The 25,547-nt window shown below is 47.4% G+C and carries 27 protein-coding genes; 13 read left to right on the top strand and 14 right to left on the bottom strand.

All coding sequences use genetic code 11. From position 1 onward, the window contains the following. Positions 1 to 49 precede the first annotated feature (49 nt). From ODZ53_RS21445 to ODZ53_RS21435, 3 genes are read left to right on the top strand one after another with little or no spacing between them, the layout of a single operon-like run. Positions 50 to 733 carry an ABC transporter permease gene (locus ODZ53_RS21445; RefSeq protein ID WP_372679888.1) on the top strand — a complete coding sequence of 228 codons (684 nt, stop codon included), beginning with the start codon at positions 50 to 52 and terminating at the stop codon, positions 731 to 733. Then, on the top strand, positions 733 to 1,653 hold the full coding sequence (locus tag ODZ53_RS21440) for an ABC transporter ATP-binding protein (protein ID WP_372679886.1): 921 nt from the start codon (positions 733 to 735) through the stop codon (positions 1,651 to 1,653). Before ODZ53_RS21445 ends, ODZ53_RS21440 begins: the two co-directional genes overlap by 1 nt. Beyond that, on the top strand, positions 1,643 to 1,840 hold the full coding sequence (locus ODZ53_RS21435; RefSeq protein ID WP_064202308.1) for a hypothetical protein: 198 nt from the start codon (positions 1,643 to 1,645) through the stop codon (positions 1,838 to 1,840). Before ODZ53_RS21440 ends, ODZ53_RS21435 begins: the two co-directional genes overlap by 11 nt. 293 nt (positions 1,841 to 2,133) lie before the next feature. On the opposite strand, the gene ODZ53_RS21430 is transcribed toward ODZ53_RS21435, so the two are convergent. Further along, a complete protein-coding gene (locus ODZ53_RS21430; RefSeq protein ID WP_372679884.1) occupies positions 2,134 to 2,838 on the bottom strand; it encodes an HAD family hydrolase in 705 nt (234 codons plus the stop codon). 92 nt (positions 2,839 to 2,930) lie between these two features. On the opposite strand from ODZ53_RS21430, the gene ODZ53_RS21425 reads away from it, so the two are divergent. Further along, the gene (locus ODZ53_RS21425) at positions 2,931 to 3,131 is read left to right on the top strand and encodes a hypothetical protein (protein ID WP_372679882.1); all 201 of its coding nucleotides are present in this window, start codon (positions 2,931 to 2,933) and stop codon (positions 3,129 to 3,131) included. 15 nt (positions 3,132 to 3,146) lie between these two features. On the opposite strand, the gene ODZ53_RS21420 is transcribed toward ODZ53_RS21425, so the two are convergent. Continuing rightward, positions 3,147 to 3,572 carry an acyl-CoA thioesterase gene (locus ODZ53_RS21420; protein ID WP_372679880.1) on the bottom strand — a complete coding sequence of 142 codons (426 nt, stop codon included), beginning with the start codon at positions 3,570 to 3,572 and terminating at the stop codon, positions 3,147 to 3,149. 140 nt (positions 3,573 to 3,712) lie between these two features. Here ODZ53_RS21420 and ODZ53_RS21415 point away from each other — a divergent pair, with 140 nt between their 5' ends. The 3 genes from ODZ53_RS21415 (at position 3,713) to ODZ53_RS21405 (ending at position 5,777) form a co-directional block, all read left to right on the top strand. Beyond that, on the top strand, positions 3,713 to 4,168 hold the full coding sequence (locus tag ODZ53_RS21415; RefSeq protein ID WP_372679878.1) for a DinB family protein: 456 nt from the start codon (positions 3,713 to 3,715) through the stop codon (positions 4,166 to 4,168). Further along, positions 4,165 to 4,683, top strand: a complete 519-nt coding sequence (locus ODZ53_RS21410; RefSeq protein ID WP_372679876.1) for a GNAT family N-acetyltransferase — start codon at positions 4,165 to 4,167, stop codon at positions 4,681 to 4,683. The genes ODZ53_RS21415 and ODZ53_RS21410 overlap by 4 nt, the downstream gene beginning before the upstream one ends. Positions 4,684 to 4,829: 146 nt before the next feature. Further along, entirely contained in the window at positions 4,830 to 5,777 is a 948-nt protein-coding gene (locus ODZ53_RS21405) for a DMT family transporter (protein ID WP_372679874.1), read from the top strand. Positions 5,778 to 5,839: 62 nt separating this feature from the next. Here the strand turns inward: ODZ53_RS21405 and ODZ53_RS21400 are convergent, their stop codons facing one another. The 7 genes from ODZ53_RS21400 to ODZ53_RS21370 all read right to left on the bottom strand — a co-directional run bounded on the left by ODZ53_RS21400 (position 5,840) and on the right by ODZ53_RS21370 (position 13,540). Continuing rightward, complete coding sequence (locus tag ODZ53_RS21400; RefSeq protein WP_372679872.1) at positions 5,840 to 6,859, bottom strand: S66 family peptidase; 1,020 nt, start codon at positions 6,857 to 6,859, stop codon at positions 5,840 to 5,842. A 431-nt stretch (positions 6,860 to 7,290) separates the two neighbouring features. Then, a complete protein-coding gene (locus tag ODZ53_RS21395; protein ID WP_372679870.1) occupies positions 7,291 to 7,662 on the bottom strand; it encodes a hypothetical protein in 372 nt (123 codons plus the stop codon). 170 nt (positions 7,663 to 7,832) lie between these two features. After that, on the bottom strand, positions 7,833 to 9,269 hold the full coding sequence (locus ODZ53_RS21390) for a sensor histidine kinase (protein WP_372679868.1): 1,437 nt from the start codon (positions 9,267 to 9,269) through the stop codon (positions 7,833 to 7,835). Continuing rightward, on the bottom strand, positions 9,269 to 9,967 hold the full coding sequence (locus ODZ53_RS21385) for a response regulator transcription factor (RefSeq protein ID WP_064202315.1): 699 nt from the start codon (positions 9,965 to 9,967) through the stop codon (positions 9,269 to 9,271). Before ODZ53_RS21385 ends, ODZ53_RS21390 begins: the two co-directional genes overlap by 1 nt. A gap of 194 nt (positions 9,968 to 10,161) precedes the next feature. Beyond that, positions 10,162 to 11,496 carry a branched-chain amino acid transport system II carrier protein gene (brnQ, locus tag ODZ53_RS21380; protein WP_372679866.1) on the bottom strand — a complete coding sequence of 445 codons (1,335 nt, stop codon included), beginning with the start codon at positions 11,494 to 11,496 and terminating at the stop codon, positions 10,162 to 10,164. Between the two features lie 119 nt (positions 11,497 to 11,615). Then, positions 11,616 to 12,545, bottom strand: a complete 930-nt coding sequence (locus ODZ53_RS21375) for a DNA-3-methyladenine glycosylase family protein (RefSeq protein ID WP_199927464.1) — start codon at positions 12,543 to 12,545, stop codon at positions 11,616 to 11,618. 74 nt (positions 12,546 to 12,619) lie between these two features. Further along, on the bottom strand, positions 12,620 to 13,540 hold the full coding sequence (locus ODZ53_RS21370) for a proline dehydrogenase family protein (protein WP_016738921.1): 921 nt from the start codon (positions 13,538 to 13,540) through the stop codon (positions 12,620 to 12,622). A 200-nt stretch (positions 13,541 to 13,740) separates the two neighbouring features. On the opposite strand from ODZ53_RS21370, the gene ODZ53_RS21365 reads away from it, so the two are divergent. From ODZ53_RS21365 to ODZ53_RS21355, 3 genes are read left to right on the top strand one after another with little or no spacing between them, the layout of a single operon-like run. Next, positions 13,741 to 15,471: a sigma-54 interaction domain-containing protein gene (locus ODZ53_RS21365; RefSeq protein WP_372679863.1), complete on the top strand. Its 1,731-nt coding sequence runs from the start codon at positions 13,741 to 13,743 to the stop codon at positions 15,469 to 15,471. Then, complete coding sequence (locus ODZ53_RS21360) at positions 15,462 to 16,601, top strand: winged helix-turn-helix domain-containing protein (protein ID WP_372679861.1); 1,140 nt, start codon at positions 15,462 to 15,464, stop codon at positions 16,599 to 16,601. Before ODZ53_RS21365 ends, ODZ53_RS21360 begins: the two co-directional genes overlap by 10 nt. A gap of 57 nt (positions 16,602 to 16,658) precedes the next feature. Next, positions 16,659 to 17,915, top strand: a complete 1,257-nt coding sequence (locus ODZ53_RS21355; RefSeq protein ID WP_372679859.1) for an MFS transporter — start codon at positions 16,659 to 16,661, stop codon at positions 17,913 to 17,915. On the opposite strand, the gene ODZ53_RS21350 is transcribed toward ODZ53_RS21355, so the two are convergent. Then, positions 17,887 to 19,158, bottom strand: a complete 1,272-nt coding sequence (locus tag ODZ53_RS21350) for a PQQ-dependent sugar dehydrogenase (protein ID WP_372679857.1) — start codon at positions 19,156 to 19,158, stop codon at positions 17,887 to 17,889. The two genes, ODZ53_RS21355 and ODZ53_RS21350, sit on opposite strands and share 29 nt — an antisense overlap. 345 nt (positions 19,159 to 19,503) lie before the next feature. Continuing rightward, complete coding sequence (locus ODZ53_RS21345; RefSeq protein WP_199927459.1) at positions 19,504 to 20,124, bottom strand: PilZ domain-containing protein; 621 nt, start codon at positions 20,122 to 20,124, stop codon at positions 19,504 to 19,506. Between the two features lie 119 nt (positions 20,125 to 20,243). Here ODZ53_RS21345 and ODZ53_RS21340 point away from each other — a divergent pair, with 119 nt between their 5' ends. After that, complete coding sequence (locus ODZ53_RS21340) at positions 20,244 to 20,417, top strand: YlaF family protein (protein ID WP_007722723.1); 174 nt, start codon at positions 20,244 to 20,246, stop codon at positions 20,415 to 20,417. Between the two features lie 11 nt (positions 20,418 to 20,428). On the opposite strand, the gene ODZ53_RS21335 is transcribed toward ODZ53_RS21340, so the two are convergent. The 3 genes from ODZ53_RS21335 to ODZ53_RS21325 form a co-directional block, all read right to left on the bottom strand. Continuing rightward, entirely contained in the window at positions 20,429 to 21,484 is a 1,056-nt protein-coding gene (locus tag ODZ53_RS21335; RefSeq protein WP_012684653.1) for a tetraprenyl-beta-curcumene synthase family protein, read from the bottom strand. A 122-nt stretch (positions 21,485 to 21,606) separates the two neighbouring features. After that, on the bottom strand, positions 21,607 to 22,545 hold the full coding sequence (locus tag ODZ53_RS21330; protein WP_372679854.1) for a response regulator: 939 nt from the start codon (positions 22,543 to 22,545) through the stop codon (positions 21,607 to 21,609). Between the two features lie 4 nt (positions 22,546 to 22,549). After that, positions 22,550 to 23,833: an ATP-binding protein gene (locus tag ODZ53_RS21325; RefSeq protein ID WP_372679852.1), complete on the bottom strand. Its 1,284-nt coding sequence runs from the start codon at positions 23,831 to 23,833 to the stop codon at positions 22,550 to 22,552. Between the two features lie 166 nt (positions 23,834 to 23,999). Here ODZ53_RS21325 and ODZ53_RS21320 point away from each other — a divergent pair, with 166 nt between their 5' ends. Both ODZ53_RS21320 and ODZ53_RS21315 read left to right on the top strand, forming a co-directional pair. Further along, positions 24,000 to 25,007: a TAXI family TRAP transporter solute-binding subunit gene (locus ODZ53_RS21320; protein ID WP_372679850.1), complete on the top strand. Its 1,008-nt coding sequence runs from the start codon at positions 24,000 to 24,002 to the stop codon at positions 25,005 to 25,007. Positions 25,008 to 25,013: 6 nt separating this feature from the next. After that, positions 25,014 to 25,547, top strand: coding sequence for a DUF1850 domain-containing protein (locus ODZ53_RS21315; protein WP_372679848.1), 534 nt, complete (start codon positions 25,014 to 25,016; stop codon positions 25,545 to 25,547).

Here is a 25,547-nt window from a genome sequence, read left to right as displayed (position 1 = left end):
GGGGAAAGGTCTGGCTATTATGATGAAGGAGAAAGGAGCGGATTCACCTATGTGGGCTATTTGCCAACACGAATTTTTTCGGTTGTTTAAAAGTATCAAATCGTTAATTACCGTTGCCTTTATCGTCGGCATCTCGTACTTGGTTTCTGACCTCGTCAATCAGGCAGCAAGTCTTCTCCCAGAAAAGGACCTGGCGCAGGGACATGCGCTTGGTATTTTTGCACTCATCATGCTGTTTGGGCCCTTGTTTGTATTCAGCCTGTCTCATGATGTCATAAATCGTGAGCTAGCAGGCAGGACGATTCGCTTTCTCGTCACCCGGACTTCACGCAATCAGATTATTTTGGGGAAATTTCTTGGAGTGGTGTTCTTCTGGCTAACCTGCATGATTATTACGTTTGGCGTAGTTTTCGCCACCGTGCAAACGTTTGACGCGAAGACCTTTTATCTATGCGTATCTCTTCTTATTTACTGCATCTCGCTGGCACTGCTGCTCTCGCTAGTGATACCTCGCCCCAGCTACACGATGTTTTTAGGAATCGTGATTGCACTGATTTTGCCAGGTCTCGGACTATGGAGCACCTTCTCTAGTCACCCGGCAGCACCATGGATTAAATATTTGACACCCTTTTCATTTATGGAAAAAGGCGGCGCTTGGACCGGCTTCATTTGGCTCTATGCAGCAGCTTTCCTGATCGCTTCTATGTACTTATTCCGACGGAGGGATTGTTAATGGCAATGATCGAGACCATACAGTTGAACAAGCGCTTTGGCAATCGCACGGTCGTGAATGACGTCAGTCTTACTGTGCACAGTGGGGAGATTTTCGGATTCCTCGGTCGAAACGGCGCAGGAAAATCGACCTTTATCAATATGCTGACAGGGATCCTGATTCCGACAGCGGGTACCATTCGTATGTTCGGAGAAGATGTCCATACAGAAGGATGGAAAAAACGAATTGGCGTACTGCCAGATTACTCCACCTTCTACGACCATTTATCTCCCGCGGAGCACCTGCACTATTTCGCTCGAGTAAAAGGCGTCACACTCACAAAGGAAGACTGTATGCGCATCCTGACAGCCGTTGAGCTTGAAGAGCATGCATCCCGCAAAGCCAAAACGTTTTCCTTCGGGATGAAAAAGAAGCTGGGCATTGCCCAAGCCTTAGTCGGTGACCCGGAGCTCATCTTCCTTGATGAACCTACTTCTGGCGTAGACGTCGAATCAGCCCTGCATATTCAAAATTTGCTACGCAAGCTCCATCAACAAGGAAAAACGATCTTCATGACCTCGCACAATTTGAATGAAGTTGAGAAAATCTGTACCCGCATCGCCATCATGAAAAGCGGAAAGATCAGTTCACTCGGCACTCTCGATGAGCTGCAAGCTGCCCATCAGGCATGGCGATCTGTGAACGTACGTCACTCGGCTTTTATTACAGAGGATTCTGTAAACCTGCGCACATTTATCGAGTCCCTCGGGCGCAATACGATTTGGGAAGATGGTCGTCTTTCCATTCAGGTTGATGACGATCAAAAAGTGGCAACCCTCGTTCGTGCTCTTGTTCAGGCACGCGTGGATATTTATGGCGTGAACGTTGAAGTCCCTTCGCTCGAACGAATTTTTATGGGGGAAGAGTCTCATGATGCTTAATCTCGTTTTTGTCCTGCTCCTATCCGGGATGCTGCTTTTCAACATCTCGATAGGAAAAAGCATGACTACCGGAAGTATGTCAATTACGATTGGCCTGATTGTCCTCAATCTCATCTTTTTCATCACAAAGTACAGGAAGAGTCAGCATGAAAAAATGGAAGATCAGGTTAGTCGATACGAACGATAATCAGGTTCATGTAAATGGGGGAAGATTCGTATGACAAGTAGGTTTCTGGATTTTGCCGTTATCCTGACAGGGGTTTTGCTGTATAGAATCTTTTGGGGAGATAGCCTTAAACCAGAAGTTATCGGGATTTTAATTGGGCTAATTATTGTTTCTCTCATCCTTTTCATGAGAAAGCAGTACGCAAAACGCTAGGAGCAAAAAGAGCAAGAAAATATGTAGAAAAAAAAGCAGCTTGATTGCCACCGAAAACAGCCTGCAAGCTATGCGGCTATGGAGCAATAAGCTGCTTTTTTCTACAAGATTGCCAAAAGCTGATCCAGTCGTTCAATGACAGCGAGTGGCTGATGCTCTGAAGTAGGCTTTTTCCCTCGTGGATTGATCCAGACAGCTGAGAAGCCTGCGTCCATCGCGCCTGCTACATCTGCCTCCCACGTATCTCCGACGAACAGCACCTGTTTGCTCTCAACTCCGAGTTTTTCACGAACATGTTCATATATGCGTAGATCAGGCTTATGGTGTCCGATCATTTCGGAGAGAAACACCCGCTCCCGCGGAAAATAAGCAGACAATCCCAACCTCTCCAGCTTGATAAATGCCATATCGACAGGACCATTCGTAACAATCCCTAGTGTATGCTCTTCTGCCAGCCTCGCAATGGTAGACTGAACAGTGGTATCTGGCTGGACTGCGTCCATACATGCCACCTGATAGGCGCGTTGAAAATCGTCGACCTGCTCCACTTCAATCTGTCGGTTACAATCAGCCATAGCTCGCTGAAAACGCAACCTCCTGTATTGCGTAAAATCGTAGCGCTTGGCAATAACATCGATCCACAAATCATCTCCGTGGCGCCTCAGAGCCTCAAGGAATTTCTCTTGGTCGAGTTTTGCTGTAAGTGCATGGGTCGCAATCGTCTGCTTCATCCCTTTCTCCCAGCAAGCTGAAAAATCGAAGAGAGTGTCGTCGAGATCAAATAGGATTGTCGTAAATTTGGGCATGGCTATCCCTTCCTTTCTTTTGCGAAAATCTATCTGCATGAGATTCTGTCTTTTGATATGATCATTGTAATGGATGAAAAGGAGGTTGGGACATGTCTGAACAGAAACTCGATATTTTGTTGGAAGGGATTAATGAACTTCTCTTAGTTACTCGTGAAATTTTGGATCGTAAGGATAAGATGATTGTCAAATTAGATGTGCTAATAATGGAGGTACGGCAGATAAAAACTGATATTGCTGTACTAAGACAGGACCTAGTTGAGCTCAAAAATAGCAAGCTTGTAGCATCTTAACCGTCCACTTTATTTTCACTCCGTACTTTGGTTGACCGTCTCCAACTCCACAAGTAAGGTCTCTTTCAACTCAACTGGTAAAGAAATAGATTGGCGTGTATTCGCATCGATCATGACCATTGTCACATCGGCGTCCGCCACTAATACATCTGCAGCGTTGTACAGCTCCTGGCGGATGACGAAGCTTTTTTCACCCACCTTGACCACCGTAGTAATCGCCGTTACCTCTTCACGCATTTTCAATTCTTTGCGGTAGTTAATGTTTATATTGGCCACTACCGGCATGATGGCCCGTCGCCTCAATTCATCCAGCGTAAATCCTTGCTCCCATATCCACTCAAAACGAGCCCACTCCATGTACTCTAAATATTTGGCATTGTTCACATGTCCGATTACGTCAATATCAGTTGAACGCACAGTTAGATGATAGCGATGAGCCATCTTTCTCACTCCTTGTTTTTCTTTAGTATAACGAATTCAGGTTGCTGAGTGAACATTCATTCAAAATATTCCGAATGGTCATGCTGTTCTTTCCTGATCTTTTTCCTATAATATAAATAAACACTAGAAAGGAAGATTCGATGTTCGAACAAGAACTTTTGCCGACCTTGCAAACTGCTCGCTCCCGGTATCAGGATGCACTCGTCCAATTGGTTGAAGCCGAGCTTGGCTGGAAGCTGGCTCCGGGCTCCAATTCCATCGGATTTTTGATTCATCACATCGCGGAAGTCGAATATCGATTCTGTATGATGTTTTTCGGAAGAGCAATCCCGTCCGACATCACTCTCACTACCATTGGACCTGTGAAGGATGAAGGAAACTTTACCGACTTGTCTGCCTTGCTTGCTTTCAAAGATGCTGCCTACCATCACTTGCTGGATTCTTTGGCTGGCCTTCCAAAAGACGCGTGGGACATCCCCTGTGAAGCACCGATTGCCACATTGACTCCCCGTCAGGCACTTGGCCGACTGATCTATCATATGGGCTACCACGGCGGGCAGATTGGACTTATCCGCAAGTACGGAGGACCTCAATGAGTCTCATTTTGACAGGTGAGCGGCTCATCATTCGCGAATTGCTGCGCGAGGATTTACCCGATTTACTCGCCACCTACAACAGTAATCCAAAGTATAATCAGCTTCAAAACGGCACGAGTGCAGTAAGTCTTGCTGAACTGGAAGCCGAGTATGACGCTACCATAAGCATACCTTCCGGGCATTGGCTCGCTATTACTCGTGAAGGTGCGATCATTGGAGTCATCCATATCGTCCTCTCCAGTGAAAACGATCCCAAAAGCTGGATTAGTCTTTTGCTTTTGCATGCCGATTATCAGCAGCAGGGCTTTGGAAAAGAGGCAGTGACACTCATGGAAGCCTACTGCATCCACCATGGCAGTCAGCATGTTCATCACGGTGTCATTGCACATAACGAACCTGCTCTTCTTTTCTGGGGGAAGCTTGGCTATGAGCAGTATCGTCAGGTGGAGGCACCAGTCGGTCGTCTGACACAACCGGTGCTGCTGGTAGCCAAGTGGCTACCCCGTACAAATTAAGGAGGTGAAAGATATGAACCGTCGCCTTTTTGAAAATGATGTGCCCTCCCTCCTCTCCTAGTCGGTGAGGAAGTGGTTCTCTTACTGCCTCCCGGCTACGGAATAACGCTCGAACGATAGATTCATGATTCCGGGAGGGACTTGTTATGTCACAATCACAATGGAAGCAAATGTTTTTAGGGGCTGTCTGCCTGACTCTCGCCGCAGCGATCTGGGGCGGTGTTTATGTCGTCAGCAAGGTCGTGTTGGAAGTGATTCCACCGTTCACGCTATTGATTTTGCGCTTTTGCATTGCTTTAGTCGTGCTGGCGGCATTTATCGTTGCTCGCAAGGAGCGTGTCGCGAAAAGAGATTATCCTCTGCTGATGGCCATCTCCTTTGTCGGGGTCACGATCTCAATCGCCGCACAATTTCTCGGTACCAAGCTGTCTACTGCCCATATGGGTGCTTTGATTACCTCCGCATCGCCTGCCTTTATTGCCATTTTTGCGGTCTGGCTATTAAAGGAGCGCATCCATCTGAAGCAGGCAGCGGGTATTTTGTTAGCGACGATTGGTGTCATCATCGTCATTGGTGTTCCTGATCAAGCTGACGCTCAGTCTTCCCTCGTAGGCAACCTGATTTTGTTCCTAGCAGCGATTAGCTGGGGATTGTATACCGTTCTCAGCAAAAAGGCAACGCAGCGCTATTCATCCCTGCTCGTCACTACCTACGTAGCATTGTTTGGCATCATCTTTACGAGTCCGCTCATGTTTTGGGAGCTGTCTGTCACACCCATCTCCTGGCAATTTGGCTGGGACATCTGGGCAGGCGTCCTCTATATCGGGATGATTTCTACCGCAGGTGCTTTTTATTTGTGGAACAAAGGCTTCGAGCTGATGCCCGCAGGGAGTGGGGCCGGGTTCTTTTTTGTTCAGCCCATTGTCGGTGCATTTTTAGGCTGGCTGTTGCTGCATGAACATTTGGGTATTTGCTTTTTCGCTGGTGGCTCATTTATTTTCCTCGGTGTCGCCTTGTCCACTTTGCGTACCAAAAATAAACGTGAATCGCTGGAGGAACATCCTCTCCCCCATTCCAACGAGAAGCAAAGCTAAAATCATGTTTGCTTACATGCTACGAGGACTTCCCAATCGTTGGGAAGCCCTCGTTTTTTAAGCTATGGACGAAAATATTGCCGTACACTTCCTTTTTCGAAAGACAGCTCCACTTCAGCAAATGCCCCATTTATAAAAGTGATTTGTGGCGGCATATGCCCACAATCTATGTCGTAGAGGACAGGGACTTGCAGCTCTTCAGCCAGTTCCTGATAGACGTCTTCCACAGTGTAGCCATCGACCGTCTGATTCGCTGGACTGCGCCCAAACATGATCCCCGCACAATGATCGAACCATCCGGCCAGCTTCATTTGTACCAATGATCTGCGCAGATCAGTCGTTGAAAGCTCACAGTTTTCCAAATACCAGATGATCGCTTCATTCCCGATCTGTTCTTTTTGAAACGTTTGCACGTCCCCATACGGTGTGCCGATCACATGCCGAATGATATCAATACAGCCGCCAAGTAGCCGTCCCTGCATATTTACGTGGGGAGTAGTCTCTGTAGTTTTCCATACAGTCGGTTCCGTCAGGTGAAAGATATGCGGCGAAGGATTCGTATGCTGCCATTCCTTTTGATACATCGGAGAAGAGTACTGCAAGACTGACTCGCCCTTTTTCGTTGACAGAACTGTTTCCCACATAGCCGTCGTCTCATCCATATCTGCTCCACGCAAATCTATCAGATTCGTCCCATGGGCCGTAGCCATCCCCGTTTTTAATGTAATCGCGAGCAACAGCGCACTCACATCCGAATAGCCTAACACCCATTTTGGTTGCATGGCATCAAAATCAAGCTTGTCTAAAATCTCAATCAGCAACTCGCCACCCCAAGGAGGGATGATGATATCGACGTCTTCCTCTTGCATCAGGGAGTTGAATTCGGCTGCGCGGTTTATGGCAGGAGCTGACTTGGCTTTTTCCTGTGTCCAGACTGTATCTTTGCAAACGATGGAATACCCCCTGCTCTCCATACGACTGCATGCCAGCCTGATTAATTCATGCAAATACTCTGGTACACCTGATGATGGTGCAGTTACCCCTATAGTAGCGCCCTTTTTCAACGATGGATACGTGATCATGCTTCTCCCTCCCGCTATGTATGATTTTGGATAATGATAACACATACCACCAAAGTATTTTTCAGGCTTTCTGTGTCACTATTGATTAAGAACATACTGGTTTTAAAAAGCTACGAATGGAGAAGTACATTTCCAGTCCTAGCGCCTCTGGAGCCCACCCAGCTCTGAAATAAATGGCGGGGAATTTCAGCTTCACTTATGAAATCCTTCATGAAACTTCTACGTTTGAAGCGCTCCCGCCATTTATTTCGGAGCGGACAGTCCACACCCTCAGTAGGGCGTAAGCCGAAGCGTAGACTGGAAATGCACTTCCCATCACTACAGCTACTTTTCTTAGACAAAAAAAAGACGACCAATAGTCGTCATCAAAGTATATAAAACGGGAGGGAAGTAGAGGAGTTCAGACGAACGTGTTTCCTGTTCGTGAATGATTACTTTTTGCTGGCGTCAGTCGTTGTAGACTGTCCAGCGGAACTGCTGTTGTCGGTTCCCACAGCACCAGGCGATCCAGTGCTGGTCGCTGCATCAGATTTGGCATCTGTCGCAGGTGCTTCCGTAGACGAACCTGTGTCCGTCGATGCATCAGAGCTGTTTGCTGAAGCATCCGGAGTAGACTGATCTTGCGAAACCGAGCTATTGGTCGATTGTCCGCTATCAGAAGTGGAGGAGCCCGGAGCGGTTTCGCTTGTCGTGCCCTCTGGTTGTGTCGCCGGTTCAGGTGTTCCTGTTGTGTTAGAGCAGGCAACCAAGCTGCCAGACAGGAGTAATGCGACAGTCGCAATGGAGAACCACTTTTTGTTCATGTTCATTCCCCTTTCATTCCTTGGCTTCGTGACCTTCTCGCTGTCACACCTATATCGTAACGGGCAAAGATAACCATTCTGTAAGGAAAGTAGGAAAAAACGATGATCAAAATATGAAAAAAGTATGACCATGATCATTTTGAACGGATTCATTTTGAGTGGATCATGATTTAGTTCTCCGACTTAATCCTAGGAAGCCATATCGTAAAAGTACTGCCCTTCCCAGGCGAGCTTTCCACTCTGCATTTGCCATCATGCAGCTCTACCAGCTCTTTTACAATAGCGAGTCCAAGTCCTGTTCCTTTATTGTTCTTGGAACGTCCCCGATCTACTTTGAAAAAACGTTCCCAGATGCGGTCCAGGTCATCTGCTGCAATTCCCATCCCAGTATCGATCACTTGAATCTGTACGTATTCTCCATCCAGCGAAGCACGCATGCGGATTTCACCAGCAGACGTAAACTTGAGTGCATTCTTCACCAAATTTTTCAGAATTTGCGCGATCCTGTCTTTATCGGCATAAATTCGCGGAAGCTCGTCCTCTACCTCTACTCCCATGCGAAGCCCTTTTTCCTCTGCTTCTTGATGGAAGGAAAAAGCAACCCGATTCATGACATCTGCCACATCGACAGGGAACTTAACCAGATTTACTTCATTGTTCTCCAGCTTCATCAAGTCCATCAGGTCATCCACCAAGCGATTCACTTGCATCGTTTCGGTGTACATCACAGCGTAATACTTCTGTCGCGCCTCTTCCTCCTCTACCAAGCCATCCTGCAACGCCTCGAGGAAACCTTGGATCGCCGTGAGAGGCGTGCGCAATTCATGAGAAACATTCGCCAAAAAATCATTGCGGACTTGCTCCAAATGATGACGCTCCTGCTCTACCTTCTCCAGCTTCTGTGCCATTGTATTAATCGTTTGCGCCAAGTCGCTGATCTCGTCAGACGTATCGACCTGGACGCGCTCTGCATAATTCCCTCGACCAATTTCAGCCGCTGTTCTCTCAATGGTTCGCAACGGGCGGGAGATTGACCATGACAAATACGAAACCATGATCGTAGAAAGAAGCACCCCGAACAAGGTCGCCCACAGAATCGACTCGCGCATTTGACCAAAGGTTTTCTCAATTCCTTCAATCGGCGCGTGCAAAATAATTCCGCCGTAGACATTTTCGCCCTCGCCCCATGGGACGGAGACCGACAACATCGGGTCATCCAGACCTTCGATTTGCAGCTCGGTTACCGCGCTTTTTCCCTTCAGCACGTTATCCGCGATGGAAACTGCCACGGACTTGCCCGTAAACATCTCATCCTTCATCGAAGTCGCGACAATTTTTCCTTTTGTATCAAATAACCAGATGCGGGTATCAAATGACTCGTCCAGCATTGCCAGCTTGTCCAAGAGCCGTTTGTTTACTTCATTGCTGTTATGGATAGCGGTATTTACTTTTTTGGCCATTCGCAAAAGCTCTTCTTCTTTGGCGTTGTAAATATACTCCTTCGTAAAAAAGGAGAGAACAATCCCTGTAATCCCCAACCCTACCAAAACGGTAGCCAAAAAGCTGACCAGCAGTCTGCGGTAGATACTTTTCGACATGCCAAGCATCAGTTATCCACCCCAAACTTGTAGCCGATCCCCCAAACCGTTTGAATGCAATCATACGGGAGCTTATCTAAACGCTGTCTGATCTTTTTAATGTGAACATCGATCGTTCGAACATCGCCAAAATAATCAAATCCCCACACCTGTTCCAGCAATTGCTCCCGCGACCATACACTTCCCGGCGATTTGACAAGTTGAACGAGCAGATCAAACTCCTTCGGGCGAAAGCTCACTTTTTCCCCGGCAACGATCACTTCCCGTTTATCCAGATCAATCGTCAATTGCTCAAAAACAAAGGTTCGAAGCGCTGCCTCGTCTTCTACTTTTGGTTTTGGCTGCAATCTTCGCATAATCGCGCGGATACGAGCAACGATTTCACGTGGACTAAACGGCTTCGTCACGTAATCATCCGCTCCGAGCTCCAAGCCGAGAACACGGTCAAACTCCTCATCCTTTGCCGTCAGCATAATGATCGGCGTATCCCACTTCTTGCGGATTTCCCGGCAAGCTTCAAAGCCATCCAACTGCGGCATCATGACATCCAGAATGACCACATCCGGCTGTTCCTTTTCCATCATCTCAAGAGCTTCTCGTCCATCTGTTGCTGCGATGAGCTCGATTTGTTGTTTTTCAAAATAAAGGCGAATAATTTCGCGTACGTTTGGATCGTCATCGGCAACCAAGACTTTCATCGTGGACATAGCCAATAACCTCCCTTCTTTCAAAACGACATAAAATGAAACATGCCGTTCAGACAATTTACGTTTTTCCATGGTAACATAGATCACCCATGTTGTGGACGGGTAGAAGTCCTATCCAGCTGGTAATAGCAGGACAAAATGGTTTGGATCAATAAAAAAGCGAGTGGACCTAAAGCCCACCCGCTCTTCATTCTTTACTTCGTTTCTCTTACAATCGGAACACTTCGCGTGAGACTAGCCCACAATAACCCTATCAGTGCGCCTGCAATAGCTGGGACCAGCCATCCAATTCCCACTTTGTACAGCGGCAATTGTTCCAGGATCGGCGTCAGCGAGTCGATTGACACCCCAAGCTGGGAAGCTCCATCCAAAAGACTGATGACAGCCGTTGCTGTGATTGCACCGACATAGACGGAACGATGTCCGTTGAACAATCGATCAAAAAACGTCAGCAGCATCAAAACAATCGCCAGCGGATAAATCGCCATCAAGACAGGAACGGAGAAGGTAATCAACTGTGTCAAGCCTACGTTTGCTACGGCAGCACTGAACACAGACAGAATTACCGCCATGTTCTTGTAAGAGATGCTAGGAATCCGACTGGAGAAAAATTGACTGCACGCAGTGACAAGCCCGACAGAAGTCGTGAGGCAAGCAAGCGTAACAGCTGCTCCCAGCAGTAGCGAGCCTAATGGACCGAACAGTTGATGAACGACCCCGGTCAAAATTTGTCCACCATTTTCCGATTTCGCAATCGAAACACTCGTCGCTCCCAAATAGCTGAGGGCAAGATAGACAAGTCCAAGTCCGGTAGCGGCGAGAATTGCTGCTTTGATCGTGGACCACATCACTTTTTTACGATCAGTGATGCCTCTATCCCGAACAGCCGTTGTTACCACCAGACCAAATACCATCGCAGCTAATGCATCCAGCGTCAGATAGCCTTCGACAAAGCCTTTGAAGAATGCTGTATCCTGATAGGCGCCTATCGGTTGTCCCACCTCACCCATTGGAGAAATGAGTGATTTGACAAACATCAGGCCAATGATGATCAAAAGAGCAGGTGTCAAGATTTTACCAATTCGATCCACCAGCTTGCTCGGATTCAGACTTAACCAGAAGGTGATGGCAAAATAGACGACCGTGGTCACAAAAAGCGGTACCCAACTGCCTTTCATCGATTCTGGCAAAAACGGCAACACGCCCATTTCAAAGGTTACTGTACCTGTCCGCGGAATCGCCATGAATGGACCAATCGACAGATAAACAATAAACGTGAACACGACTGCAAACATCGGATGGACTCTTGACGCCAGCGTTTGCAAGTTACCTCCAGCCAAGCCTACCGCGATGATTCCTAGTAAAGGCAGACCTACACCAGTAATCAAAAAGCCGCCCATCGCGATCCAAACATTATCTCCTGCAGCTTGTCCTAGCGCTGGCGGAAAAATCATGTTCCCTGCTCCAAAGAATAGGGCAAACAGCATTAAACCAATTGTAATTGTTTCTTTCGTAGTAAGTTCTTTCATATGAATCCTCTCAATATTGTTTAATAAAATAAAATTTTCATTAGTATAACTTAAAATTAACTCACTATTCAACCTTTAATTTTTTAAAATTATTGAACTTTTGTTAAAAATGAAAGTTTTTACATTTCAAACATCTCTTTTCTCTTGATCGCCCCCACAGCTTCCCATACGTACAGACAATAGATACTGCGCCATGGAGCCCACTTTTCCCCTAGCTTGCGAATATCGTTTTCATTTGGCTTCGATTTCATTCCATAAAGGTGCACAATTCCATTTCGCAAACCGATGTCAGCAGCAGGCAACAAGTCTGGACGCCCCATTCCAAACATGAGTAGACACTCTACTGTCCACCGTCCAATTCCTCGTAGCGAAGTGAGGTACGTAATGATTTCCTCGTCCTTCATTGTCCATAGTCTTTCCAAATCTACCGTTTCATTCACAATGGCACGCGCGAAATCGATGATATACTCTGCTTTTCGCTGACTAAATTGCAGAGAGCGCAAATCCTCCACAGTTAATCTCGCTACCGAGTCAGGTGTCGGAAAAGCAATGATGCCCTCGCCGTTTTGGTTTTCTACTGGGTCGCCTGCAAGTGTAACCAGCCTCTCCGTCAAATTGGCTGCAAAGGTCAGATTGATCTGCTGCCCGATGATCGTCTTGACCATACATTGAAACAAATCAGTATCCAGCATAGGACGAAGACCGCGAAACCGCTCAGTCAAGATGGCGAGCTCACTCTCCTCCCTCATCTGCTCGTAAATAACGGATAGCTCCAAATCGGCACTAAAAGTACGGCGGATCATTTTTTCTAGCAACTGCTGGTCTGACGTGGACAAAATCGCCTGTGTCTCGTAGCGCAATGCCGGTTCTTCCAAGCTACCTATAAATTGCATATGGACCAGAACAGGCCGTAAGCCGATACGAAAGACGCGCTGTAGGCTATTTTTTTCTTTATTCACACGTATCTGCGTATCTGGATGTGTCTCTAGACGCCGAAGCAACCGGTCAAAAGAATATGGAGGAGTAAGCGAAATAATCCAACAATTCACAAGACTATCACCTTTCCAGATAAAATAAAAACCTCCGGAGAATCTCCGAAGGTGTCAAGTATACTTCGCAAAACTTATTTCGTAAACATCCCTTTGAGAACAAATTTCACGTTTGCCGGACTTTCTGCCAAACGGCGCATGAAATATCCGTACCAGTCGTTTCCGTACGGTACATAAACACGCATTTTATAGCCTTCGCGAGCCAAGTCAATTTGGGACTGCGTACGAATACCATACAACATTTGGAATTCAAACTGTGTACGCGGGATGCTGTGTTCCTTTTCCAGCTTTTTCACAAAATCAATGATGTTGTCATCATGAGTTGCCACAGCAGCGTACCCGCCGTTCAACAGATGCTGCTTGATGATTTTTTTGTAGTTCTCATCTACATCTGGCTTGTTCGGGTAAGCGACTTCAGGAGACTCCTTGTATGCTCCTTTTACAAGACGGAAGTTCACTTTTTTGTCCTTCAAGCTGTCGATATCGTCCGATGCTTTGTAGAGATACGCCTGAATAACGGTTCCGACGTTGTCGTATTCTTGCAGTAATTCGTTCAAAATCTCCATGGTCACCTGATTGTGTGCGTAGTCCTCCATATCGATACGAACGAAAATGTTTCCGTTTTTCTTTGCCGAATCCAAAATGCGTCTCATGTTGTCCATGCAAAGCTCGCGGCTGATATCCAGACCAAGCGAAGTCATTTTCAACGAAAGATTGCAATCGACACCAGATTGGTGGATCGCTTCCAGCGTCTTGATGCAATAGTCAGCAGATTCGTTTGCTTCCTCTACGCTGAACACGAATTCGCCCAAGTGATCCAGCGTGCATACCAGACCTTGCTGGTTCAGCTTGCGTACGGCGTTGATTGCCTCCGCGATTGTTTGACCAGATACAAAGCGGCTCGCTCCAAAGCGCAGGCCCCACTTTTTTGCGGCAGAATTTAAGGTTTTGTTTTTGGATAAAAATAGAAAGAAATCCTTCATCGCTTGTTCCATCGTTGACTGTCTCCTCCTCAACGTACTCTGTCCACTTCTACAAGCATGAATCGTGCCAACTATTTCACGTAAGCGCTATCGTGATGTCTATCTGACGCATTTAACACATATGTACATTACGTGTCTATTCTTGTACACTTCTGATTAGATGTACAACAGGAACCATTCCTTCCCTGTTAGTTTGGATAAGAGGTGACAATTTGAAACCGTTATTTTCGTTGGACAGTACGCTCTCTTCCTTTGCGATTCCGATTCCACCTGATATTGTCAAAATACGCACAGGAGAAACTGTGGGTGAATGGGTGGATAAAGAACGAAAGGGCAGAGTAGTCGTCGTCGCTTCTACAACTACGCTCGAACAATCTATCTGCCACATTCTCGCTGGCCTGGGCGTTTCTGATCTGCCGACACTCGTCATCGTGGATGAACAAGGGACTCCGACGGAAATGGTCGAGCCCTACCAGCTCATGACTGCCTTTGTCGTGTTGACCCAAAACCAGTCTGCCCTGCTCCGTACCTTGATGGATACGATGAGTGAGGCTGTCACAATCGTAGACTCCCGCAATGTCGTCCAACACTGGAATCGGGCAGCAGAAACAATTTATGAAATCGATCACGCCAGGGTCGTCGGAACCTCGCTCGATGAGCACTTCGCGAGTGAATCAATTCGCCTGCTCGATGCGCTTCGCCAAGGGACATCTGTTCAACGTGTCTATCACATTCCTCGTCCTGATAGTCATGTACTCATTAATGCGGCACCGATTCGCCGCGAGGGTGAGATTATCGGCGCGATTTCCATCGAACAGGATATTACCGAGCTGGTTCGTCTCAATGAAGAATTAGCACATACGACGGCCCATCTCCATAATTTGCAGCAAGAGATGAGTCGGTTTCAGGCAGCAGACGATCCTTTTTACGCAATCAAAGGTCATTCCGCCTCGATACAATCCGCTATTGGTTCCGCTAAAAAAGTGGCACAGACGGATGCGACTGTGCTGATTTATGGAGAAAGCGGCGTTGGGAAAGAACTGTTTGCCCAAGCCATTCATCAGGCAAGTCGCCGACATGAGAAGCCTTTTATTGCGATCAACTGCGGTGCCATTCCTGCTGCACTGTTCGAAAGTGAGCTGTTTGGTTATCACGGCGGCGCTTTTACCGGAGCCGAGAAAAAAGGCAAGCCTGGCAAGCTGGAGCTGGCGCATGGCGGGACGCTTTTCCTCGATGAAATAGGAGAACTGCCCCTAGAATTACAGGTCAAGTTACTTCGTGCCTTACAGGAACGACAGTTTTACCGTGTAGGCGGAACAGAACCGATCACCGTCAATACACGGATCGTAGCGGCGACAAACAGACAACTGGAGCAAATGGTTGCAGACGGTCGTTTTCGCGAGGATCTGTATTATCGGCTGAACGTCTTTTCTCTGGAAATCCCGCCACTGCGCGAACGACGTGAGGATTTGCCAGAGCTCGTGCAAATTTTCATTCATGAGTATTCTGTGGCCCATGACCAATCCGTACCACGCATCTCTCCCGAAGTCATGCAAGCGTTGTTCGAGTACACTTGGCCTGGGAACATCCGTCAGCTTCGCAACGTCATTGAACGTCTGTCGATCCTGCAAGAAAACGGCGTAATTTTGCCTGAGCATCTTCCGTCTGTCATTCGCAGTCACACAGAACCCACACATGTCTCTTTGCACAACCCCATGGGGGGAACGTATGCACCGCCGACTACGACACCGCCGTCCATCATCCGTCCGTCGATTGCGTACCCTTCTTCGCCTGCGAACGAAAAAGAGCGCATTGTGGCAGCGTTGGAGCGCACATACGGCAACAAAAAAGCAGCAGCCGAGCTGCTCGGCGTATCTCGTGGCACCCTTTACAATAAAATGAAGAAGTTCAATATAAATGAGGAGTCTTTCAAATGGGATTGATAACATGGTCGGATGATACGTATCAAATCCATTATGCTGGGGAAACGATTGTCCTTTTGCCAAAGGAATACGCCTTGTTTCAATATCTGTATACATGGAAAAACCGGGCCTTTTCAAGGAATGATTTGCTAGATCGCGTCTGGCCGCTGGAAGAGCCTACTGACCGTACTGTCGACGATCACATATACCGCTTGCGGAAAAAACTGCAAAAGTGGTCTCATCTGCTCACGATTGATACGGTCCGAGGAGTCGGCTATCGGCTTACACTAAAAGAGCAGCCATCGCCTAGTCCATCCGTATTAACCAGTGATTTCTCAGAGAACATCCAGAGGATGCTAACCACCTACCACGGCATGGGTATGGGGGCCGCTTTACAGACACTCTATGCGAATCAGCAAGTGCTTGGCTTCCAGATGGACGCTTTTTATGCTACCTATTTGCGGTTTGTTAGCGGTGACTTCGGCTGGTTTGTCGAGGATAAAACTTCCCTCTCCGACAAGCTGTTTTATTTGTTTCATTTATACCATATGACAGAAATTGACTCGCAAAAAACATTAGAAATTTTACAATGGGCTCTGAAAAACGCGAAAAGTATGCCTAAAAATTATCAGGATGAGATGCAAATCACCGCAATCTGTGTCTACGCCCAAGCCAAAGAATGGGAGCGAGCAAAAAAACAGCTGCTTCCTGCCAGGGAGGTTGTGGAGCGAGTCAATTCACCCGGCTTTCAACTCTTTTTTCAAACGGAAGAAACCCTCTTGTATCTGCTCATAGGTAAGGTTGAAGAGGCTGAGAAGGTCATTCAACGCTCTGAGGAGATCTTGCAAGAACTCCCTATGCAGCGTGAACTCGGCAGCTTTACTATTACGCGCGGTCTTTGTCTATACCATCGACAGGAACTTGCCAAGGCGCGCCGCTTGGTCGATGAAGGTCTGGAGGTCTTACGAAGCACCAAGTTCGTCCCCCATCTCATTTATGGCGCAAAAATGATCTTGTTGTTCTTGAAAGACTTCGGCTACGACCGAGAATGGGAGCGCAAATACCAGAAAATCTGGATAGAATTATCCGAAGAGTACAAGTTCGACTACTTGCAGAAAAAAATTCGTGCCATCATCTCATCCACTATCTGATACTCCTCTGACAAATCCCTTTTATCATCGAGTTAACAGATCGATGGAGGGATTTTTTTGTTAAAAGAAAATAGAACGTTTCGCACGCTGTTCGTCTCTTACGGACTGTCTACGCTTGGCGATTGGTTTGACTTTATAGCGGTATCCATCCTGTTGGGGTTTGTGTGGAAGGTTGATCCGATGACGATGGCCCTCCTGCCCGTTGCCTATGCAGCTCCAAGCATTTTACTCGGACAGTTTGCCGGGGTACTTGCAGACCGCGTGAACAAGGTTCGGATGATCATGTCCATGAATATCATGCAGGCTGCTCTCACTCTGCTCCTGCTTGTCATGCCGAATCCGTTCTGGTTCCTGGTAGTCATTGCCCTGCGTTCAGGTGCCTCTGTCTTCAACGATCCAGCACAACAGACCTTGACGCGTCAAATCGTACCTGAGAATCAATTGTTACAAGCCTCTGCCTTGAATGGAGCCGTATACCAGATGGGGAAATTGATCGGTCCACTTGCCGGAGGATTGGTAGCGGCCGTTTTTGCACCCGCCATTTGTCTGATGATTAATGCTTCGACATTTCTTCTCTCTACTGGATTTCTGTTCACGATTCGTAAAGTGGAGAAAACGTTGTCTCGTCCATCCGTAGAAGAGCAGCCTCTCCCTTACCGTCAAGCATGGCAAGAGGGCTGGCGGATCTTTTTGCAAAACCGTGTCCTGTTGTACAGCACGATCTTCGCCATCATTACTTCGTTGGCGATTCAGTTGGCGGATACACAGTTTCCCGTGATCTTCCGCGAGAAGCTGCCCAACAATCCGGAAATGCTCGGGTTTACAGTCAGTGTCATTGGATTAGGCGCACTTGTCACCGTCACCTGGCTCCATCGCTTAAAAGAAATTCGTTCCTATGGATGGGTGCTGGGCGGTGGCGTTTTGCTCATCGGAATTAGTTTTTCGTGGATTGGATTTTTCCAGCCGGGTGATGGCATGTATTGGCTGCTGATTGCTGCTTTATTGGCTGGAGTCGGAACGGGTCTGACTTCAGTCGGCACCAATTATCTGGTACAAAAAGAAAGCCCCCCGCAAGCACTCGGCCGCGTGAGAGGAATTATCGATTCATTGACGAGCGCCACTTTCATTATTGCTCCGTTGCTCGGAGGCGTCATTATGACTATCTGGGGTCCAAACACCGCTTTTTTATGGGTCGGAATGTTAATCGCTGCGATTGGCGGAGGTGCTGTCCTCTTACAGCGCTGGATTTGGGGGAAACGAACAAAAGACGTGGCTATTTCTACTGCTACGGCTGGATCGGAACGAGTCGGATAATTTTATCGTCTCCTTCTCTCGGATTTCCACGACCATCGCGGTTGTTGGTCAACAAATAGAGTGTGCCGTCTTTTCCTTCGACCACATCGCGCAGTCGCCCGAACTCGTCTTGGAACAAAGTAGCAGCCTCCAACACCGTATCAGGTCGAGCAGGGTCTAAGCTAATTTTCTGAAGCTGCTGACCCCTGAGGTTTGCTACGAGCAGTGTTCCTTTCCACGACCCTTTGGATACAAACGTCATGCCAGAAGGAGCCCATGTCGTATCACCGCTTTGCAGGAGGGGGGTTTTCATCCCCTCTTTTTTCTGTTCACCAGAAATGACCGGCCATCCGTAATTTGCTCCTGGCTCGATCCGATTGATCTCATCGTGTGCAGTCTGGCCATGCTCCGAGCTATAGAGTATCCTTGTATCCGGATACCATGCGATGCCTTGCGAATTGCGATGTCCATAGCTGTAAACAGGTGAGCCGATAAAAGGATTGTCGGCAGGAATGGTTCCATCCAGATTGATGCGCAAAATTTTTCCTGCGAGACTTGTCTGATCTTGCGCAAGCATCGGCTCATGCGCATCACCTGTCGTGATATAGAGACGCTGATCCGGACCGATTTTGATCCGTCCTCCGTTGTGGATCGAGCTTCCCGGGATTTTGTCAAGGAGCACCTTGTCAATCTGTGCTGCGTTGTTTATTTCTCGCAATCGCAGGACACGATTGAAAGTGGCGCCTCCCTCTCTGTATGTATGGTAAACGTACAAGTAGTGATTTTTCATAAAATCGGGATCGAGCACAAGGCCCAACAACCCGCCTTCTCCCTCGCTTATGAACGGGGCAGGAAATGAAATGAGCGGCTTTGGCAGTAGCTTGCCTGATTGGATTACTCGCATTCTACCTGGTCGCTCTGTGAAAAAGATTCGACCATCCGAGGCTATATCCATGGCCCAAGGCACATCCAACTGATCAGCCAATACCTCCATCCGATATGGAAGAGTCTGTTGAGCTGGCTGCGATTTTGTTGCAGGGTTCGCCTCGCAGGCCATAACCGTCATACTCAAGATCAAGGTAAGCACACACACCACCCATTTATTCCACATCTCACGTTTTCCTCCCTGCGCGATTTGTCCAATAGGAACCAGGAAGCATTTTTGACAAGGTTTCGCTAATGTATACTTCTGTTCCTCTTCGCTTCGTAAAAAATCCGTCTGGATGTCCTCCAGCAGTTGTGCCGGGTCCGAAGCACGGCGCATGTTTTCCACTGCTAAGGTGGGCGTCCAGTTTTTAGATCTTTTTGCTTGTTAGTTCTAGAGGTTTTTCCGTTATTCTTTGTCCTTTTCCCTCTATGATGCCTTTTCAAATATTGACTGAAGCCACGTAGGAAGAAGCGGATTTCCAGTCCAAGCGCCATCCTCGAACCTCTACTTTTGAGGCGCTCCCTACATTCATTCCGTAGCGAACAGTCCCCGCCTCCCGGCAGGGCGTAGGCCGAAGCGTAGACTGGAAATCCGCTTCTTCCCCTCCCTACAGCCCCTCCAAACCCACCACCAAAAAGGCAAAAAAAAATTGGTCCCCATTGAACCAATTAACGAAAAGAACTACTCGATTTTCACTTGTCTTCGTTCCTCGATTTGTCGATGCAAAATGTACTTTCGCAAATTGTGAAAATGACGGGCATTGATTCCTTTGATCGTACAGCCGTAAAAATAATTCGGTCCCTCTATTCGCTCATGAATGATAACCAAATCAGTTTTTATTACCCCGTCTGGGCGATTGCGACCATACAATTCAAAGGAAAAGACAATATGCTGATCCGCGGGAATCTGTTTGTCTGAGCGGAATGCCAAGCCTCCCAGGCTCAAGTTCACCAAGTACACCATTTGACTATAGACGGAAAAAAATGAGTCTGGCTCCTGCGTCGGATACTGGATCCAACCCTTAACCTCCATGTCGAAACGGGGATAGCGTCTGCGCTGCTCCCGAAACTCAGCAGCTGTTGGAGAGTGGAACAAAAACAAGCGATTTTTGTCTTTAGCCACGACTACGGCTTCAAACGTATTAATTGTTTCATAGTCAGCCGTCAATAGACAGGGGAGCTGATCCCCTACTGTGACATCCAATGGGCTGGGAAATACGGCTTCGATCAAGTCCCCTTCTTCATAGGTAACATGACCTTCTATCACTCGATTCCCTTTTCTAATTTGTATTATGCTTTCCATCTGCGTTCTCCACCACTTCGCACAAATATATTACCGGGATTTCCGAAATCTTTACCTGGATGCTTTTCGCGGAAAATAAGGTATAATGGGAACATTGACAGATAGGAGGTTACAGACCGATGAATCGTTATCAATTGGTAACACTGGCTTTGGCATTTTTGGTAACCGCCTGTCTCATCGGAGTTGGCATTGCCATTGGGGAAAAAAGTCCCCTTGGTATCCTTGGCTGTATCGTTGTTGCCTTCTCGTTGATGGGATTTGGCTTTTCGTACAAGCGCAAGCATATGCGCTAACCTCTTCTCCGTTATCGCCGTACAAGTAAACTGTTCACATAAAACAGGACAGAGGGCAAGCCCTTTGCCTGCTTCAGCAGTTGTCTAGCGATAGTATAAATGTGTGGCTGGCTCCGATTTACCTTGCGATCCGCGAGATAAAACGCGACTAGCCCGTCCACGATCATACGGTGAAATGCAGGATTTGGCAAGCGTTTAACGCTTGCCTTTGCTTGTTTTATGAAAAGCTTCAAGCGTTCAGTCGCTATCCGTTCCGAATCGTAATAGCTCACGAAGTTTAAATCTCCACCCATTTTATCTTCTTCCAGGTCAATTAAATAGTCCAATAAAATATGTAACCCGCACAGCCACGGAAAGTAAGCCTCACTTACTGTCTGTATTTGCTCTTCCCCTACATCAGGATCAGTCGCCAAGCAAAAAAGAGCGAATATCCCGATAGTCGAGCCTGTGACAGCAGCAAATTCTTGCCAGTGCAAATCGTGATAGCGGTCTTTGTACTGATCCCACCACGTCAACAGGTGATCCTCGCGCAAATGGGGAGCAATGTGCTTATATACTTGCAAATCGCTATACAAACAAGAAAACTCGAGTATCTTTGCCTGGATTTTTTCATAGGCTGGCAATTGTGCGACATGCTGTTGACAGGTCTGAACCAGCCCAGCCAAAAAGCCGCCGTCATCCTTATCCTCACGGTACAAATAATAGTCTCGTAAGGGCGCACCTGGTGTCAATGCATCCTGCATCGACACATGAAGCTGACGGAAGTCTTGCGGATCTAGTGACGTGCTGCGATCACACAGATTATCCAAGTAGTCGCTGATTGTTTGGTAGGCGACAATCAGCGGAACAATTGTCTCTACATGCGGGATGACCTGTGCTGCATAGACACATCCCCCTTGGCAGTGAAACTTTTTGGAGTCCATGCTGTCTTGTGCCTGTTTTCTCAGCTCGGGATTGGGAATCGCCTGTGCTCTTTTATACCAGGCCGCAAACTCCCGCTCCAGAACAGGTTGCACATGACGATAGACTCGGTAAAGTAGCTGCCATGGATTACGTAGTTCGCTCACTTTCTTCCCTCCCAAAACAAATGTAAAACGGAGGCATTCCAAAGCTTTTACCAGCTTACATCGAAGCCCTCGCTCATGACCAATAGAAATATCTTATCACATTTGGATGCCCACTCCAAAAATCAGCACTGAAATACACCAATTCGCCTTTTTGACTCCATGTAGAGTACAAAAATAAACTTCTTGGTATTAATACGCGTAGAAGAGATCGTCGCTTCCATTTGATTCTCCAGCTCCAGCATGCGTTTTCGCACCTCGGTAAAATCGAAGAATGTGGTCGCGTAGCTCTCGAATTTAGGATGACTGTAATCGGTCAGCCCGAGGGAAGCCAGATGGGTTAATGCCTGATAAATGGCTCTGCGTACCCGCTGCTCAGCGGCCTTCGTTTCCTTTTGGATCAGGACAGTCACTCCCTTCCCCAACTTGCGGGCAGCAATCGCCCAAAAAATATCGCGTAAAGGAGGAAGATTCACTTCTCCATCCCTTTCCTTCTCCCAGCGATACAGCCACTCCATCATGTCGAGTAAATCTTTGCTGCCTTTTTCACTAATCATTCCCAGTTCAGTCAAGAGAAACCGTGCGGAAGATAAGATGCCCTTTTCAGGATACAATGCATCTTTTGATGGAGCTGCCGTCACGTTAATCGTGCCAGACAAGACGGAAAGTGACCGTTGAATACCCTCGATGGATTGCTGTAGCAATATGCGTTCCCGTACCTTTTGAAGAACACTGATGACCTCTAGGCGATTCACCGGTTTGGTCACGTAGTATTCGATCCCTGTCGCATACGCCTCAGCGATCATCTCCTTCGTTTCGATTTGCGAGATCATGACAATTTTTCCGGTAAAACGCCTCAGATGGCGCACCGTTTCAATGCCATCTCGATTCGGCATTAAAAGATCAATCAACAAAATGTCTACTTGCTTCCAATTCAAAAAATCGTGGTCAATTTGTGAGCCATCCTCTGCTTCCCCACATACCTCTCCCAAATCAGCATCCTCAATCATTTGACCGAGCATGAATCGAATCGCAGGATCGTCGTCCACAATGAAGTAGCGCATGAGGTCACCCTTTCTGAATCAGAGTTGCGATTGGCAAGCGAATGCAAAATTGTGTCGTTTGTCCGCATGAGTCCTCGGATAAATCAATCATTCCTTGGAGACTGTCTGTCATTTCTTTTACGTATGAAAGTCCGATCCCCGTGGAAGGTCTGCCTGATACGTCGTATTTGGTCGTGAATCCAGGCATGAACAAGAGCTCTTTATCCTTCACCACAATGCCTGGACCATCATCGGTTACGACAAAATGAAGCCACCCCTGACTCTCGTCAATCGAAGCCACGATCGATACCATCCCCCGGTCGCGGATCGCTTCGACACTGTTACCGACCAGATTGTTGATGAGTGAAAGTGTCGTGTAAATGTGGCAAGCGAGATACGGCACCTCTACATTCGTTTCAAACTGGATGTCCTTCTCCAATAATCTCGCGTACTTTCGTTGTCCCTGAACAATGATCCCTATCAATTCTCCCAGTGGCATATAGTCTCGTTCATTCTCGTCAGAAATCAGCTTGGAAAGACCAGCATATATGCGTTGATTGTCCTTTTTCACTTCATGCACTTGTCCGGCAAGGGATAGCAACCGCTTCGCGTAACGCTTGCTCGTCCCATTCTTTTGTTCCACCTCGTTCATCTCGCGATACAGCTCATAGCAGCTGCGTGTGATTTCCTCAACCTGATGCAATGTCTTTTTTAGGAGAACAGATTCCTCGTACAAATTGGAAATGAGCATCAACATCTGCTCGTTTCGATTACGCTGTTGCTTTTCCATCCATTTCGCCTGACGCAGCTGAATCATATTGAAAAAACTAAGGACAAAAAAACTGCGTATCAATGCAATCACAGCAATCGGCCCTACAACCTCCAACTGAAAGACTCCCTCCCAGGACACAGCACGGAACGACAGCTCTACCAAATTCGCTGCTATTTCTGCGGCTGTCCCCAACAGCCCCACCCAAAGCGGTCGATGATGTAGCGTATTAACGCGAAAGAGCGAGAATAGACAAGCAAAGGCAGCATAATAGCAAAATGCAGGGAAGTGCATCTGAAAAGAAACCAGAAGCGAAAAGACATCCTCATACATGAAATCCAAGACTATTCGAAATAGAACGACAATTAATCCGGTTACGACCCCTGCCAAGAAAGAAGGACGCAGCCACAATAAAAAAAAGAAAAAAGCCGTTGTACCAAAGCTAATCCGAAACTCATCCTGAAACGGGTGAAATTTAAGCTCTCCGGCAATCGGGACAGCAATGAGCATAAGCAGCAGAATTGAAATGTTCTCTCTCATAAAATGTTGCCCGCACTTTCTCATATGAAATTGTTCAAAAACCGTTAACGTTTATTTCTTAGTTTACTATATTTTTCTATAGAATTTTGTAGTTTTTTATAGACCTCCCCTTACAATGCCGAAGAAGGCCGTATAAACAGAATTTTTAGACTAAGGGGGAATTATCTTGAAGAAGCGTCATTTTCTTCTCTCGCTCACACTGCTTCTGTCCATGTCGCTCATGACGGCATGTGGAGGTGGCGGGAACTCTGCTCAAGGAGGGGCAGGTGGAGGCAGCTCCAGCTCAGGAGGAAGCGCCGATCCCTCTCAACTAATTGTTGCAACAGGCGGTACAGGAGGCACCTATTTCCCACTCGGCGGCGGCATGGCTGACCATATTACGAAAAACGCCGGGATCACTGCTACAGCCCAAGCCACAGGCGCTTCAGCAGAAAACATTCGCCTCATTCGCGATAAAAAGGCGGACATCGCCTTTACGCAAAACGACATTGCCGAGTATGCGTCAAAGGGAACGAACATGTTCCAGCAAGACGGTAAAATTGATTCCTTCCAGGCATTGGGCGCTCTCTACGATGAAACCATCCAAATTGTCGTCTCTGCTGACAGCAATATTAAAAGCGTTGCCGATTTGAAAGAGAAGCGCGTATCTGTAGGCGCTCCGGGAAGCGGCACAGAAGTGAACGCTCAGCAAATTTTGGAAGCATATGGGATGACCTTTGAAGATACGAAGCTCCAGCGCCTCTCCTTTGCTGACTCTGCCAAAGCCATTCAGGACGGGCAATTGGATGCTGCCTTCCAAACGGCTGGTACGCCTACCGCAGCAATCACGGAGCTGGCAGCGACAACTGGTGTAAAAATCATTCCCATTGACGCGGACAAAATCGATGCAATTATCGCCAAATACCCTTACTACGTGAAAACAACTGTCCCTGCCCATACGTACCAAACCGTTCCAGAAGAAGTGACTACCGTCTCCGTCAAATCGATGCTCTTGATTCGCTCCGATCTGAGTGAAGACCTCGTGTACAAAGTAACAAAGGCAATCTTTGAGAACAGCGACAAGCTCGGTCACGCCAAAGCCAAGGAAATCAGGCTGGAGAACGTGAAGAACGGCGTCAGCATCCCTGTACACCCGGGGGCACAAAAGTACTTCGACGAAAAAGGCGTGAAGTAAAGCCAGATGGTTTTTATCCAGGCAGTAACAAAAGGAAGAGGGCGGACGTTGTTCCGCCTTTTCTCCTTCTTTCTTCTCATCACTTTCTTTTATGTAGGCATCTCCACTCCGCTGTTTCCCGCTCTGGTTATCCGGGATACACAGTCAAATCAAGTAGTTTGGAGTGCCAACATACAGGATGAAGCAGCCTTTGGCATTCGCTGGACTCATTCCATTCATCGCTCCACAATTGAGGAGCAATACCGGATTGTAGACGGTCAAATTATTTTGTCGGAGATGAGCTTTCACGACTACGGTATCGGCATGGAAAATGAATTGGCTCCTGGCGAGAAGCTGGTTCTCGCTGATGGTCGATTCCACATTCGTAATATGCAGCGGTCTTTTCCTGCCCTCCGGCTGTTTATCGGGCAAGTACGTGCTAATCATACGTTGCTTTTCGCTGGACAGGATATTCCGTTGAGCTTGATCGACAAGCCGGGAGAAGCCATCACGATTCAGGCAGAAAAGCGATCCATTCTGAGCGAGTTAGGAGGTTACTAG

Origin of the sequence: Brevibacillus sp. BD137 (assembly GCF_041644655.1) — a bacterium.
GTDB classification, from domain to species: Bacteria; Bacillota; Bacilli; order Brevibacillales; family Brevibacillaceae; genus Brevibacillus; species Brevibacillus brevis_D.
Note: the sequence above shows the minus strand (reverse complement) of the source record. Positions and strands in the feature narration are given on the sequence as shown.